General features: G+C 44.7%; 14 protein-coding genes. 4 read left to right on the forward strand and 10 right to left on the reverse strand.

Going from position 1 to position 12668, the window contains the following annotated elements:
- Window positions 1–119: 119 nt before the first annotated feature.
- Both BMZ54_RS30195 and BMZ54_RS30200 read right to left on the reverse strand, forming a co-directional pair.
- Window positions 120–1259 (reverse strand): FecR family protein, encoded by a 1140-nt coding sequence (locus BMZ54_RS30195; protein ID WP_089920618.1) that lies wholly within the window; start codon window positions 1257–1259, stop codon window positions 120–122.
- 67 nt (window positions 1260–1326) lie between these two features.
- Window positions 1327–1905 (reverse strand): RNA polymerase sigma factor, encoded by a 579-nt coding sequence (locus BMZ54_RS30200; protein WP_089920619.1) that lies wholly within the window; start codon window positions 1903–1905, stop codon window positions 1327–1329.
- A 179-nt stretch (window positions 1906–2084) separates the two neighbouring features.
- Here BMZ54_RS30200 and BMZ54_RS30205 point away from each other — a divergent pair, with 179 nt between their 5' ends.
- A complete protein-coding gene (locus BMZ54_RS30205) occupies window positions 2085–4565 on the forward strand; it encodes a glucosidase family protein (RefSeq protein WP_162277711.1) in 2481 nt (826 codons plus the stop codon).
- 349 nt (window positions 4566–4914) lie between these two features.
- Window positions 4915–5127, forward strand: coding sequence for a hypothetical protein (locus tag BMZ54_RS32835; protein WP_143081187.1), 213 nt, complete (start codon window positions 4915–4917; stop codon window positions 5125–5127).
- Window positions 5128–5143: 16 nt separating this feature from the next.
- Here BMZ54_RS32835 and BMZ54_RS30210 read toward each other — a convergent pair whose 3' ends face one another.
- From BMZ54_RS30210 to BMZ54_RS33030, 5 genes are all read right to left on the reverse strand, one after another.
- Window positions 5144–5923, reverse strand: a complete 780-nt coding sequence (locus BMZ54_RS30210) for a succinate dehydrogenase cytochrome b subunit (protein ID WP_089920624.1) — start codon at window positions 5921–5923, stop codon at window positions 5144–5146.
- Window positions 5924–5981: 58 nt separating this feature from the next.
- Window positions 5982–7277: an NAD(P)/FAD-dependent oxidoreductase gene (locus BMZ54_RS30215; protein WP_089920880.1), complete on the reverse strand. Its 1296-nt coding sequence runs from the start codon at window positions 7275–7277 to the stop codon at window positions 5982–5984.
- Between the two features lie 107 nt (window positions 7278–7384).
- Entirely contained in the window at window positions 7385–8392 is a 1008-nt protein-coding gene (locus BMZ54_RS30220; protein ID WP_089920626.1) for a bestrophin family protein, read from the reverse strand.
- Between the two features lie 43 nt (window positions 8393–8435).
- A complete protein-coding gene (locus tag BMZ54_RS30225) occupies window positions 8436–8774 on the reverse strand; it encodes a YciI family protein (protein WP_089920628.1) in 339 nt (112 codons plus the stop codon).
- Between the two features lie 35 nt (window positions 8775–8809).
- Window positions 8810–8983 (reverse strand): hypothetical protein, encoded by a 174-nt coding sequence (locus BMZ54_RS33030; protein WP_156093033.1) that lies wholly within the window; start codon window positions 8981–8983, stop codon window positions 8810–8812.
- A 213-nt stretch (window positions 8984–9196) separates the two neighbouring features.
- Here BMZ54_RS33030 and BMZ54_RS30230 point away from each other — a divergent pair, with 213 nt between their 5' ends.
- Both BMZ54_RS30230 and BMZ54_RS30235 read left to right on the forward strand, forming a co-directional pair.
- Window positions 9197–9610, forward strand: coding sequence for a hypothetical protein (locus BMZ54_RS30230; RefSeq protein ID WP_143081188.1), 414 nt, complete (start codon window positions 9197–9199; stop codon window positions 9608–9610).
- Window positions 9611–9850: 240 nt separating this feature from the next.
- Window positions 9851–10600 carry a hypothetical protein gene (locus BMZ54_RS30235; RefSeq protein WP_089920632.1) on the forward strand — a complete coding sequence of 250 codons (750 nt, stop codon included), beginning with the start codon at window positions 9851–9853 and terminating at the stop codon, window positions 10598–10600.
- Between the two features lie 18 nt (window positions 10601–10618).
- Here BMZ54_RS30235 and BMZ54_RS30240 read toward each other — a convergent pair whose 3' ends face one another.
- The 3 genes from BMZ54_RS30240 to BMZ54_RS30250 form a co-directional block, all read right to left on the reverse strand.
- The gene (locus BMZ54_RS30240; RefSeq protein WP_089920633.1) at window positions 10619–11230 is read right to left on the reverse strand and encodes a Crp/Fnr family transcriptional regulator; all 612 of its coding nucleotides are present in this window, start codon (window positions 11228–11230) and stop codon (window positions 10619–10621) included.
- Between the two features lie 111 nt (window positions 11231–11341).
- A complete protein-coding gene (locus BMZ54_RS30245) occupies window positions 11342–12088 on the reverse strand; it encodes a pirin family protein (RefSeq protein ID WP_162277712.1) in 747 nt (248 codons plus the stop codon).
- Between the two features lie 4 nt (window positions 12089–12092).
- Complete coding sequence (locus BMZ54_RS30250; protein WP_089920893.1) at window positions 12093–12551, reverse strand: DoxX family protein; 459 nt, start codon at window positions 12549–12551, stop codon at window positions 12093–12095.
- Window positions 12552–12668: the final 117 nt, after the last annotated feature.

The raw sequence follows: 12668 nt of genomic DNA on the forward strand, positions 1-12668 counted from the left end.
CGCATCAAAGGCGCCTGGTTGCTTGTGATAAAGGTTTGGAATTACTTAGCTTACTGATCGGCCGATCGTTCTGCTTTCTACTGTTAATGAACGGATAAATTCCCTGATCCTGGTTGCGCTTAATTTGTAACAATAACTTTGTTAGCCTGCATTTTGAAATGAACAGATCCCACCTGTTCCAGATTGTGTAAGATCTCCGACAGGTTGGCTGAACGGGAAAACGTTCCGCCAAACCGGTCCTGCCTGTTGTAATTGCTGTATTCTACATCTACATCGTACCACCGGCTCATAATTTTCATAACGCTGCTGATATCCTGGTTGTCGAACAGGAAGTACCCGTTCTTCCAGGAAATAGCATCTTCAGCATTCACTGTTTTGATGTGGATGGGTGCCTGGTTCTTAAAGATATTAGCCTGCTGGCCCGGGGCCAGTAAGCTGGATTGTCCGGATGTAAGGTTCCGGACCTTAATGCTGCCGGAAAGCAGCGTGGTGCTGACGGCTGCATCATCTGCATAACCATTCACATTAAAGCGGGTACCCAGTACCGTAACTTCCTGGTTGCCTGTGGATACTTTAAAAGGCTTGTTCTCATCAGGAGCTACTTCAAAATAAACCTCCCCGTTTATAACCACCTTTCTTTCATTATTTGCAAATGTTACCGGGTAGGTGATGGAAGATGCGGCGTTCATCCAAACCTGTGTACCATCTGAAAGGGTAATATGATACTGCCCTCCCCTAGGAGTGGCCAGTGTGTTGTAGATCATGTTAGCGGATGCATTGCCTGTACCGGCGCCATACACCAGCTGCCCGTTGGCTGTTTTATTAACGGTTACAGATCCCTGATCTGCCAGCTTACCATTTTTTGCATCCGTAAGCACAATTTGCTGACCGTTTGATAAGGTTAGCAAAGCCTTGTTACCACCCGGTTTAAAATCATAAACTGGGCTTGCTGCCACCTGCTTTTGTTTAGGCTGCTGTGTGGACTGGTGTAATAAATAATAAGCGGATGCAGCGAGTAATAACAACAGGGATGCTGCTGCAGCTATACGCGGCCATGACCGGGTTTTGATAACCCTTGCCGGCGGCGGCTTCACAGACTGCCAAACCTCTGCCTTAATAGCCTGTAATTCCTCCAGGGATATATCCTGGTTCTCAGGCTGCCATTGTAGGTACCAGGCTTCCAGCAAAGCCAGCTCCTCCGGGCTGATAGTGCCGGTCCTGTATTTTTCCAGTAAATGCGGTATGTCCGGTTTTTGCATGTATGCTCCTGTGTCTTATAATAGATAGACAAGGAAGGTACCGGTGAGGGGGGTAATGAATTTAAAATTATTTGTAAAAAATAAAGAAGAGGTATAACAGGATGCCCAGCCGCATGCGCAGCACTTTAAGCGCATTCTTTACGTGGCTTCTTACAGATTGCTCGCTCAGGTTTAGTTTTTCTGCAATTTCCTTATAGCTTAGGTTGGATTTGCGGCTTAACTCAAACACCTCCCGCATTTTAGGGGGTAATGCCCGGATCTCGCTTTCTATGATGGCTGCCAGCTGCCGCTCCCGTACCCGGTGGTCTGTAAGCGCTTCCGTGCCGCTGATCCAGCCCGGCAAGGCAGCGCGGTACTTTTCCTCCACCTGCTTATGTGCAATGGCATTAAGCACCCGGTTCCGTACCCAGGTATACAGGTAGTTGGAAAAATTAGTCTTAGGCTCCAGCGTGCCGCGTTTTGACCACAGGTGTGAAAAGAGTTCCTGAACCAGGTCCTTGGCTTCATCCTTGTCCCTTAACCGGTTGTAGGCGTGTAAATAAAGCAGCTCAAAGTACCGTTCATATATTTCAGCAAACGCGTTCTGATCACCGGTCCTCAGCAACTCCACCAATTCCAAATCACTCAATGAATTGTATCGGAGCATTTCTCACATGAAATTTATATATTCAACAGCGGAATTATCGATAAATATACTAATTGATAATTTACTTGTACTTTTTGACACTTCCATCCCATGCTATCCCACTTTTAAAAAAAATTTCAGATCATTACATTTATCTGTTTACAACACCCGCAAATAAGATGTTTATAAAAAATCTCTGTTTGGTATTTACCTGCTTTTCAGGTTTATTGCTGCCGGTGATCAGCCAGGGCAGCCCACGTAAGGACTCAAATATCATCCGGATCAGCAGTCCCAAAATTACGATGACCATTGACTGCGATAACAAGGCGAGCATTATCTCGCTGGTTATTAACGGCCAGGAGGTTGTTAGCAGCAAAGACGGGATGTATACTGCAGTAAAGGCAGCAGGGATCCTCTGCTCCTCTATGCAGCTCAAAGCCAAACCGGTGGTTAAGCAAACCCCGAACAGCACGATCATCAGCGGTATTAATTATGGCAATGAAAATATTACGATCCGGGAAAGCTGGATCTTCACCAGGGTGGGTGAGGCTATTCAGTGGGAAATAAAAAGAGCGCTGCCCCAGGCAATAAAGGTGGAGGAAGCCGGTATGCCGGTCCTGAATTTCAATAGTATAGATACCTGGGAAGGCGCGTACCAGGGTTATGGCGGCTTAGCCTGGTTTTATCTTTTTAATGAAAAGGAATCCACATATGGTGTACATACAAAGTCATCCAGTTTCTGGAACAGTAAAAGCGGAAATGGCTTAACGGTAACGGTGGATGCACCGGGTAAGCAGGTAGCCATGAAATACAGCCGTGCAAATGATAACAGGCTGGCGTATGCCGTTACTGTTTCCAATAACGCAATGATCCCCGTATCGGACAGCGGCACCAACAGGCGCTTATTTGTAAGGAACAGAACAGATGTTTGGGCACCCTTCACTATGCCTGCCGGCGCCAGCAGCCAACGTATAACATTCCGCTATTTTGATTTTAATGAAAAATACGGCAGGGGAAAATTTGCCGGCATAAACGGAACAGCAGTAAGCGCAGTACTGAATACCATTGCCAGGATAGGCGTGATCGATTCCCTGCACTTTGGCGGCAACAGCTGGCACACGCCCTACGGGCCTATTTGCCTGCATGAACAATATATAGCACAAATGGGCCTGGGCATTAATGATCCCGATTATTTAAACGGTTATCAAAGCTGTCTTGATTATTACCGGGACCATGCTATAAAACCTGACGGGCGGGTGTATCCCCGTTGGGCTTATACCAATGAAGATGCCATGCCGGGCGCATTTAACAAAGAAGGTTTTTATGAAGCGCAATGGGGCATCCTGATGGATTCAAACCCCGACTTTGTTACGAATGTGGCAGAGCTATACGATATGACAGGGAATAAGAGCTGGGTTAAAAGCCACCAGCGCAGCTGCGAAAAAGCATTGGACTGGATCCTGAAAAGGGATGCGAATAATAACGGGCTGGTGGAAATGATGACCGATTCCCAGGAACAAAAACGTTCCAGCGACTGGATAGATATTATCTGGGCATCGTATGAAAATGCCTTTGTAAATGCCAAGCTTTACCTGGCTTTAACAAAATGGGCCGCTATTGAAGGCCAGCTGGGCAATCCGGCAAAAGAGCAGCAGTATAAGGCTTTCGCAGCCAAGCTGAAAAACAGTTTTAATAAACCGGTAAGCAATGGCGGTTTTTGGGATAATGACCATCAATGTTATGTACACTGGCTGGATAAAGCGCAGCAGCCGCATGGGCGCAACATGGTAACCCCTGTTAACTTTATGGCTATTGCTTACGGGATCTGTGATGATGCCGGCAGAACGAAATTAATCCTGGATAATATTGAGCAGCAAATGGTGAAGGAGCAGCTTTTCTTCTGGCCTTTGGCCATGACATCCTACGCTGCCGGAGAAGGCCGTGAATCCCAGTATCCCTTTCCTGAATATGAGAACGGGGACCTGTTCTTATCCTGGGGCTCTGTTGCCATTAAAGCCTATGCAGCACATGATCCGGAAATTGCGCTGAAGTATGTAAAAAATGTGCTGGAGCAATACAACAAAGACGGGCTTGCATTTCAGCGTTACGGCCGCATTAAGCAGGATGGCCGTGGAGATGATATTTTATCAGGTAACAGTCTTTCCATAGTAGGCTTGTACCAGGCTATTTATGGCATTAATCCCCTGTATAACCGTTTGCTGCTGGATCCGCATATTACACCTGCGCTGGCAGGTACGGAGCTTACCTATAACAACCAGCACCAGCGCCTGGTTATAAACCTTGACAGTAATAATTATGCGGTATCCAATAAGGTGTTTAAAATAATCAGCCCTAAACGCTTTGGCTTTAACGCTACAAAAAATAATGTTTTCTATTTTGATGGGGATAGCAGCAGCGCCGCGTTACAGGTTACCACTAATAACCCCTTAACCATTCATATAAAAAACTGGAGCGCTGATAACATGCGCTGGACACAAACAACTGCAGCGCCCACCCTTAGCCCGCTCACTTATAATATTCATGGGCTAAAACCCGGCGCTGATCACACTTTCAGCGTGGATGGGAAAGTGGTAAAAAAAGTGCGCAGTGATGGGAAGGGGAATTGCATCATAACCTATATACCTTCCGCGCATTCAGCTGCCATTACCATAAGCAGGTAAATACTATTTTATTTATAAATACTAAAAATAAATGTTCGTGGGACTACTAAATATTGCAACACCATTTGTTAACGGAACCGTTAACATTTGATAATGCTAGAGCATTCATTTTTAATCACTTATAGTTGATCAGGCATTCATTTCCGTGAATATTTGATCACACATAAATGTTAGCATAAATGTTCAATCCAACTATATCTTTGATTCAACGAAACAGTGAATATTTTCAGACTATCCTATGAAGAATTATTTAAAGACATTTTTACTTTGGGGTTAACAAACAATTGGATACCAGAGCCGCTCTTTTTAGGGCGGCTCTCTTTTTCATCCTTTACCTAAACTTATGAAAATGCCATCCCACGTTAAATTATTATTTGCTGTGATAGACAGGATCGGAGAAATGGAAATAGAATACCTGCAGGAAACAGCACCAACAAAAGAAATTGCCATCCGCAAAATTGAACACTACATTACAGCCACCTGGGGCGCTTCAGGAGAGAATGGCCATTATGGTTTCCGGGTATTGAGCAGTCAGGAGAGCAACCAATTTCTCCGCCCATAGCTTTCACGATAGCGGATCAGAACAACGACTTTATATAAAACACAATGGGCATGGAGGCAAATGCTAACGGAATAATAACCGCAAAGAACCAGATGCCTGTAAACTGTACAATGGGCGTATATTTTTTATGTACCCAGCCAGCGGTTCTGAAAGCGCTTTGAAAGCCGTGGTATAAATGATAGGCAACCGCTACCATCGCCAGCAGGTACAGCGTCACATACCATAAAAGGCTGAAGCTGTGCGCTACTATAACATACAGGTCTTTCACCCTTACGATCTCAATATTATTTTCTGTAGTAACCGCGTATTCAAAATGAGGTGAAAGCGGTTTGTACACCGTTGACGTTAATTCACCGGTTAAAAGGTTCTTGTGGTATTCCCGGTAAGTCCCTTCCGTAAACTTATACCGGCCCCAGAAATTGCTCATATGTACAATCAGGAATAGGAATATAATGCTGCCCAGCAGTCCCATATTCAGGGAAGCCCATTTAACAGGCGCTTTTGAAGCCACCGCATATTTAACGGGCCGGGCCCTCCGGTTCTGTATAGTAAGTATAAGTGCATACAGCGCATGCACCAGGATGGAGATATACAAAATATAGCTGATTATTTCCACTGGCGGAAAGTGTGTCATGAAATGTGCATAGATGTTAAAGGTATAACCCTCATCGCCTGCAAATAAGGTTAGGTTTCCTCCCAGGTGTACGATCAGGAAAAGACACATAAACAGTCCCGTCATGGACATGATCAGCTTTTTACCAAGAGATGAGTTGAAGAATTGCTTAAAGTTGGTCATGAATAGATCTCGTTTAAAGTTGTGGATAAGCGCGCCCTTCTCCGTTAAGGGACGGGAATTAATACCGGTTCTCCCGGTTCCCGGACCGGAAGATCATTCTTAATGCCTGGTCACGGGTGGTATAAGCCACGGCCCAGTTATACAATGTTTTTATCCGGTTGTTGTAATTAACCAGGGAAACAAGGTGAATAAAAAGCCAGCTCAGTAAACCCAGCAAACCGCCTAAATGCACTTTGTGTTTAAAGAGGTCTGCTACGGCAAACTGCCGGCCAATAATGGCCATATCGCCACGGTCAAAATATTTGAACGGTTTCAGCGGCTGCCCCTTTGCCATGCGCAATAAATTTTTAGCCAGCGATTTACCCTGCTGAATAGCCGGCTGGGCAAGCTGGGGGTGGCCATCGGGGTAAGCACTGTCTGTAAACTGTATGCTGATATCGCCAATGGCGTATACATTTTCATACCCCTGCACCCGGTTAAAGGCGTCGGTGATCATTCTTCCGCCTTTGCCTATACTTTGCGCTGAAATGCCTTCAAAGGAATTGGCAATGACCCCGGCTGCCCATATCAGGCTTTTGGCTTCAATCACTTCCCCGTCCGACAAATGAACCTGGTCATTTTCATAACTTTTAACCCGGGTATTCAGCTTTACATGCACCCCTAATTTTTCCAGCTCTTTATGAGCTGCTTTATGTGTTTTATCGCTCATAGGCGCCAGCAGGTAAGGTGCGCCATCCACCACATAGATCTCAGTCGGCGTATTTTTAAGCTCCGGATAATCGTGGCCCAGGATGTATTTTCTCATTTCAGCCAGCATACCCGCTACTTCCACGCCCGTTGGGCCTCCGCCTGCGATCACGATGGTAAGCAGCCGTTCCTTTTCTATGGGATCCTGCTCAATAACAGCCCTTTCCAGGGTTTTGATCAGCTCATTACGCATATAAAGCGCATCATCAATACCTTTCAGTGAAAAGGTACTGTGGCGAAGGCCATCGTTTCCAAAGAAATTAGTTTTGGAACCGGCGGCAAACACCAGCACATCATAATGCAGCTCACCACCATCACTTAAATACACTTTGTTTGCAGCCGTATCTACCCGTAACAGGCCAGCCATCCTGAAAGAGACGTCCTTTTTCTTAAAAAGTTTCCTGAACGGGTAGCTGATGCTGGAAGGCTCCAGGAAGCTGGTAGCCACCTGGTATAAAAGCGGCGTGAAGTAATTGTAGTTGTTCTTGTCAACAACGGTCACAGCATAATATTTGTTATGGAACAGGTTTTTGACAAAATTCAGCCCTGCAAAACCACCCCCGATCACCACTACCTGTTTCTTTTCTGTATTATTAGTCTTTTCCATAGTATTATAATTTATGGGCCAACGGCTCAATCTTTTGTAACACACTAATAACAACTGAAGTTTCATTATTGGACAAAAACCCCTAACTTTTTTTGCTGCTGTGCCGGTTACAGAATGATATTGTTCTCCGGCTGCAGGTAGGGCGGCGTATCCCGCTCACCGATCATTTCCCGGAGGTCTATTTCAATAGCGCGGCACATTTGCGAGATGGGAACGTCATTAGCGCTGCCTTCAAAAGGGTTTTCCGTGCTTTCCCCTACCTGCTCCAGGGAAGTGTACATCCAGGAGATAATAACACTGAAAGGAACCACCAGCCATACCATACTGCCTTTCATAATTCCCTCTATACTGTTGTTCAGCTTATCAAACTCCTGTAACATGCCAAAAGGCAGCAGCAGGCAAAAAAGCCGGACGAAGAGGGTATTAATAACGGAATATTGCCTGGGATAGGGCGCATCTTTAATAGACTCGCATTGCCCCTGTTGCACATAAAAATTATTGAGGGCCTTTTGCATCTCCATAAACTGGGCCAGGGCAATCTCCTGGTTATCGTAAAGCTCCTTGATGCTTTTACCTTGCATACCCATGATCTGGGTGGCCTTGTTCTTTGTACTAAGAATGTAATGCAGCTCATGGCCCGGCATATATTTTTCCAGCGCTGTTTCAAAAGTTGTTTCTCTTTCAGGTATCGTGTAATACCGCCGGTACTCTGCATTGTGCTTTTTATCTGTTCCTTCCCAAACCCTGTCTTCCCGCATCTGGTAACGCATAGCGGTAAGCCAGGCAAAATGGCGGTAGATGAGTATTTTTGTTTTTTCAGGATCATGCAGGTAATCCCTGCTTATAATGGCCCATGCCCTGCTGCTGTTTAAGATGTTTGTCCATACCTGCTGGGCATCCCGGGTACGGTAATAGGTTTGAGTATTTTTGAAGCCCACAATAAAGGCGGTTGCTGTTCCCAAAAGCGCCACTACTGTCCAGGGTACGGCCAGCCATTTTATGCCCAGCACCTGGTACAGGATCACCGGTATAATGCCCAAAACAAGTAACACATAGATCTTTCTTCTGGTCCAGATCAGGAATTCTGATAGTTTATACGATTTGCCTACATGCATTTGTTCAAATAATTAAATTCTTTTCTAGTGAAAATCTCCCGGCTTAAACCGCCATGCGGATCTCTACGGTTCCTCCCAGCTCCAGCACCGGCGCCCTTTGGGCAATGGCCACGGCATGGTCATAATCATTTGCTTTTATGATGATGATGCCGCGTATGGATTCTTTCACTTCTGCATAAGAACCATTGGCTACTGTAAGGTTTTGTCTTAATACCCTTCCTTCAGGGTCCCAGCGTTGTACTGGCATGGCCAGCTTACCTTCTGCTGCAAGGCTGATGTACCAGTCGCGCCAATGTTTGAGATGCAGGTTCATTTGTTCGGTTGTGGGCTGCAGCTCCTTTGTTCTATAGTCTCTGCGGAATACCAGTAAGAACTCTTTCATTGTTTTTAATTTTAATGGTTAAAGGGTAACATTTTTTAGTCCTGTTCTTGTGGTTCATCGTCCATTGTTATGAAGTCATCCAGGAATTCACCGCCCTGGTTGGGGTCTTTTTCATGCAAAGGTTCCAGTGCTGTTTGTACAAGCTCCGGCGATGGTTTTGCTTCTTTGTCAGGGAAAATGTTGCGGAATAGAAAGGAGAACGTTTTCATGCGTTATGATTTTGATGTTAAAGATGTGGTTTGTGCTGTATGCGTTCCGAATGCGCATACAAATTTGCAACGCACGTGCCAACGGACATAAATGAATGATTATGATATAGTTACGTAAAAATCAGATAGGAACGTTTTCACGATATTTCGTGAGTTAACGAAAGCGTTCACTATATTTAGGGGAAATAAAACTTAGCTCCCATCGCCTGACCTATGAAAGTTATACTCGCTTTTCTTTTATTGACTGTTACTATTAATGCCCGTTCTCAGCACAATGTTCCGGCAAATACTATTGACACCGCTATCAGCTTTTTTGGAATAAAACCCATTAATCTTTACAATTATGATAACAGGGTGGTTCCTTACGCTAGCAAGGCTCCGCTATATGTTTGCATAAGTTATGAGGGTGGTAAATTCAAAGAGAAAGAATACTTTAAGGCTGATGAAAACAAATACCTGCTGTATGAATATTTCAAAAATGGCGATGAAAAAGCGGAGGGCCAGGTGAAGGTAACAGATGAAATTATAGGCAACTCCTTCACAAGGGTTCACCATATAGACCTGGATAGCCCAAGTACCTCCTTAGCAACCCATTACTATAAAAAACTTTTAAAGAAACAGCCATAAAAGGTAAATGGGCCTTAGTTAACAAAACGGATGGACGTTATATAAATATAAAGTTCACCGACCATACCAGCTGGACATTAAAGCTCCTGTATTTAGATGCGGAAGGCACTTTAATAACGGAAAGAAATTAGCATTGTGTGCAATCGCAGTAATTTTTTTCCATATTCAATAATTATACATTAATAATCAGAATATTATACAACCTGGCTCCTGTAACAAAGTTTTTTTTATCTTAGCTATATGACAAAAATTCACACAAAAATAGTTGCTTTATTACTGGCAATGTCCTTTGCCATCACAGCTCATTCGCAAAATACCATCAATAATTATAAATACGTTCTGGTACCCGATCGGTTCGATTTTCTTAAAACAGATGATCAGTATGGGTTGAATATGCGGACAAAATTATTACTTCAACAGGTAGGGTTTACCGCTTTCATGACCAGTGAAGCGTTGCCTGCGGAAGTTGCCGATAATAAATGCAAGGCACTCAAAGCGGAAGTTGTAGAGAAGAAAAAATTCCTATCCACTGGTTTAACTCTGCTGTTAAAAGATTGTCAGGGTACGATCGTTTATAAAGGCGAGGAAGGAAAAAGCAGGGAGAAAGAGTGGCAGGCAGCCTATTCAGAAGCGCTGGCAAATGCCTTCACTTCACTGAATGCCGCACAATATAAGTACGATGGCACTACGGTACCACAGGCTACACAACCAACGGTGAGCGCTCCGCCTGCGCCTGTAGCTCCTGCCCAGCCTACTACTGTTAATGAAGACAAGAACATTTTATATGCTCAGGCTAATGATAACGGCTATCAGCTGATAGATACCACTCCCAAAAAAGTAATGACCTTGCTGAAAACATCCCAGCAGGATCATTTTATTGCGGATGATGGTGCATCGCAAGGTATTGTTTTCAGGAAAAATAGTGAATGGTTCTTCGAATTCTATAAAGATAATAAACTTGTTTCCCGGAAATTGAATATCAAGTTCTGACAGGCTTTTTCGCCGGAATTACATGCTTTTTACCGTAGCACCTGTATTGCTGCTCCGGATTGCCTTTGACCGGATAGTATTGAAAAACTCAGGAGTAAAACCAAGATAGCTGGCGATATGTTTCTGCGGTACCCGTTTGTCCAGTTCGGGGTATTTCGTGCGGAAATAGTTGTATCGCTCGCCGCCGCTCATAGAAAGCAGCTGTATTGTTTTCAGATGATGCATAGCGAGTGCATTCTGATAAGAGATCCTGAAAAAGCGTTCCAGCCCTGGTACTTTTTTCAGAAAGTCCTCTAACGCCATATTCGGTATATGCACCAGCTCAGAATCCTCCAGCGCTATGATATTGCACAAAGCCGGCGCATTAAAGGTCCTGCTGTATATGTCGGACACCCAGTAACCTTCCACGGCAAAATATGTATTATGCTCCATCCCTTTGTGATCAATATAGTATGTTCTTAAACAACCTTTGTTCACGTAATATTCGTGGCGCGCATCTTCGCCACTGCGAACCAGAAATTCTTTACGCTTCAGCTGCTTTATGCTCATAATGGCGCAAAGCTGGGTCTCCTCTTCTTCTGTAAGTGTAACGTGACGGCGGATATTTGTAAGAATACGTTCAAATTCCATAAAGATACCTGGCTTTGAAAAGCCAAATATCCCAACTTGGGGATCAAAAAAAATTAAGGTAGATTAATTTTTTACGAAGCAGCGGTTCCTGTTCCAGAAACCGCTGCTTCATTACGCAACAGGCAGGCCACTGATGAACAGCATATGACACCTGGTTTTTGCAACTAAAGTGATCAATGCGTTTTCAGCGGAAGCTCCCAAAGCGATCGTATCATTTGATTGCATTTCGAAACTTCCGGCGGGCGTATCTACCTGCAGTGCGCCAGACAATAAGTAAACAGTGCCGTTCCAACCGGCGGGCAGCCCATGCCGGAAAACTTTACCACTATTGATTGTCAGATCAAGAAAGGTAATATCCTCCGGCGTTTTCACACTGTTCACCAGATCACCGGTTGCCCCTGTTACTACTTTTACGCGTACGCCATCGGCTTCCCATACGGGCATTTTTTCAACGGGGATCAGTATACTCTTTGGCGGCCGGTTCCTGTTTTCAGCGGGGATATCCAGGAAGAGCTGCAGCCCGTGTATCCGCGTATTGTTCTCTTCCGGGAACTCGTGATGCGTAACGCCACTGCCGGCCCAGGTCCACAGCAGGCTGCCGGTGGTGATAGTGAGATCTGACCCCATGGAGTCTTTATTATGATATGCCGCCGAATCTTCGAAAAGATAGCTCAATGCAGACATATGCCGGTGTTGATGCGGGCCAAAAACATCGCTGCTTAAACGGAAGTTATCGAATCCCATGAGCGGCGAGAACAAGCCTGCATAATCCTGCCTGTTAGCCCTGAATGCAGAAAAAGACGGGTTGCCGGTTTGAACAAGTTGTACTATTCCGGATAACTTTAAATCAGATGACATAGCGTTACACTTTTTTGTTGAATAATAAAGCATCCAGGCTGGCCTTTCCGCCACCTGCGATCAATAAAGACAGCAGCATGCTCAACATCAGGATATGATATTCAAATCCTTCCCCTTTGAGGTTGCCAAACCAGTTCATAAAGAAGCCTGCATGAATGTGCACCATCAATATCATCCCCGTCACAAGCCCGGTGAGCGCCAATGCAAACAAACGGGTAAACAGGCCAAGCAAAATAAAAATGCTGCCGAAGAACTCCAGGAAGATGATCAGGAAACTGATCACCGATGGTATACCGATCGAAGAGAAATAACCCATAGATGCAGCATAGCCATATCCGCCAAACCATCCCACAAGCAGTTGTGCTCCATGCGGGAACATCACGATAACAAAAGCAATTCTCAGAATAAGCAGCGGTATGGCTGCAGGATTTGTTTGTCCGATCTTAGTAAGTAATGAATTCATAAGGTTCAGAATATTTTTATGCAAAACTATTCCCATGCCGCCTATCGTTTCTTAAGAAAACTTAAGAAATCCGGGAATGTAGTGTTGCATTGAAAAAAATAACCGTCTCACAATTGC

The organism is Chitinophaga rupis (assembly GCF_900109685.1).
Taxonomy (GTDB): domain Bacteria; phylum Bacteroidota; class Bacteroidia; order Chitinophagales; family Chitinophagaceae; genus Chitinophaga; species Chitinophaga rupis.

Bases quoted from the DNA above. Each gene is read 5' to 3' on its own strand.
- BMZ54_RS30195 (WP_089920618.1), bottom strand. From the start codon at position 1,259: ATGCAAAAACCGGACATACCGCATTTACTGGAAAAATACAGGACCGGC.
- BMZ54_RS30200 (WP_089920619.1), bottom strand. From the start codon at position 1,905: ATGCTCCGATACAATTCATTGAGTGATTTGGAATTGGTGGAGTTGCTG.
- BMZ54_RS32835 (WP_143081187.1), top strand. From the start codon at position 4,915: ATGCCATCCCACGTTAAATTATTATTTGCTGTGATAGACAGGATCGGA.
- BMZ54_RS30210 (WP_089920624.1), bottom strand. From the start codon at position 5,923: ATGACCAACTTTAAGCAATTCTTCAACTCATCTCTTGGTAAAAAGCTG.
- BMZ54_RS30215 (WP_089920880.1), bottom strand. From the start codon at position 7,277: ATGGAAAAGACTAATAATACAGAAAAGAAACAGGTAGTGGTGATCGGG.
- BMZ54_RS30220 (WP_089920626.1), bottom strand. From the start codon at position 8,392: ATGCATGTAGGCAAATCGTATAAACTATCAGAATTCCTGATCTGGACC.
- BMZ54_RS30225 (WP_089920628.1), bottom strand. From the start codon at position 8,774: ATGAAAGAGTTCTTACTGGTATTCCGCAGAGACTATAGAACAAAGGAG.
- BMZ54_RS33030 (WP_156093033.1), bottom strand. From the start codon at position 8,983: ATGAAAACGTTCTCCTTTCTATTCCGCAACATTTTCCCTGACAAAGAA.
- BMZ54_RS30230 (WP_143081188.1), top strand. From the start codon at position 9,197: ATGAAAGTTATACTCGCTTTTCTTTTATTGACTGTTACTATTAATGCC.
- BMZ54_RS30235 (WP_089920632.1), top strand. From the start codon at position 9,851: ATGACAAAAATTCACACAAAAATAGTTGCTTTATTACTGGCAATGTCC.
- BMZ54_RS30240 (WP_089920633.1), bottom strand. From the start codon at position 11,230: ATGGAATTTGAACGTATTCTTACAAATATCCGCCGTCACGTTACACTT.
- BMZ54_RS30245 (WP_162277712.1), bottom strand. From the start codon at position 12,088: ATGTCATCTGATTTAAAGTTATCCGGAATAGTACAACTTGTTCAAACC.
- BMZ54_RS30250 (WP_089920893.1), bottom strand. From the start codon at position 12,551: ATGAATTCATTACTTACTAAGATCGGACAAACAAATCCTGCAGCCATA.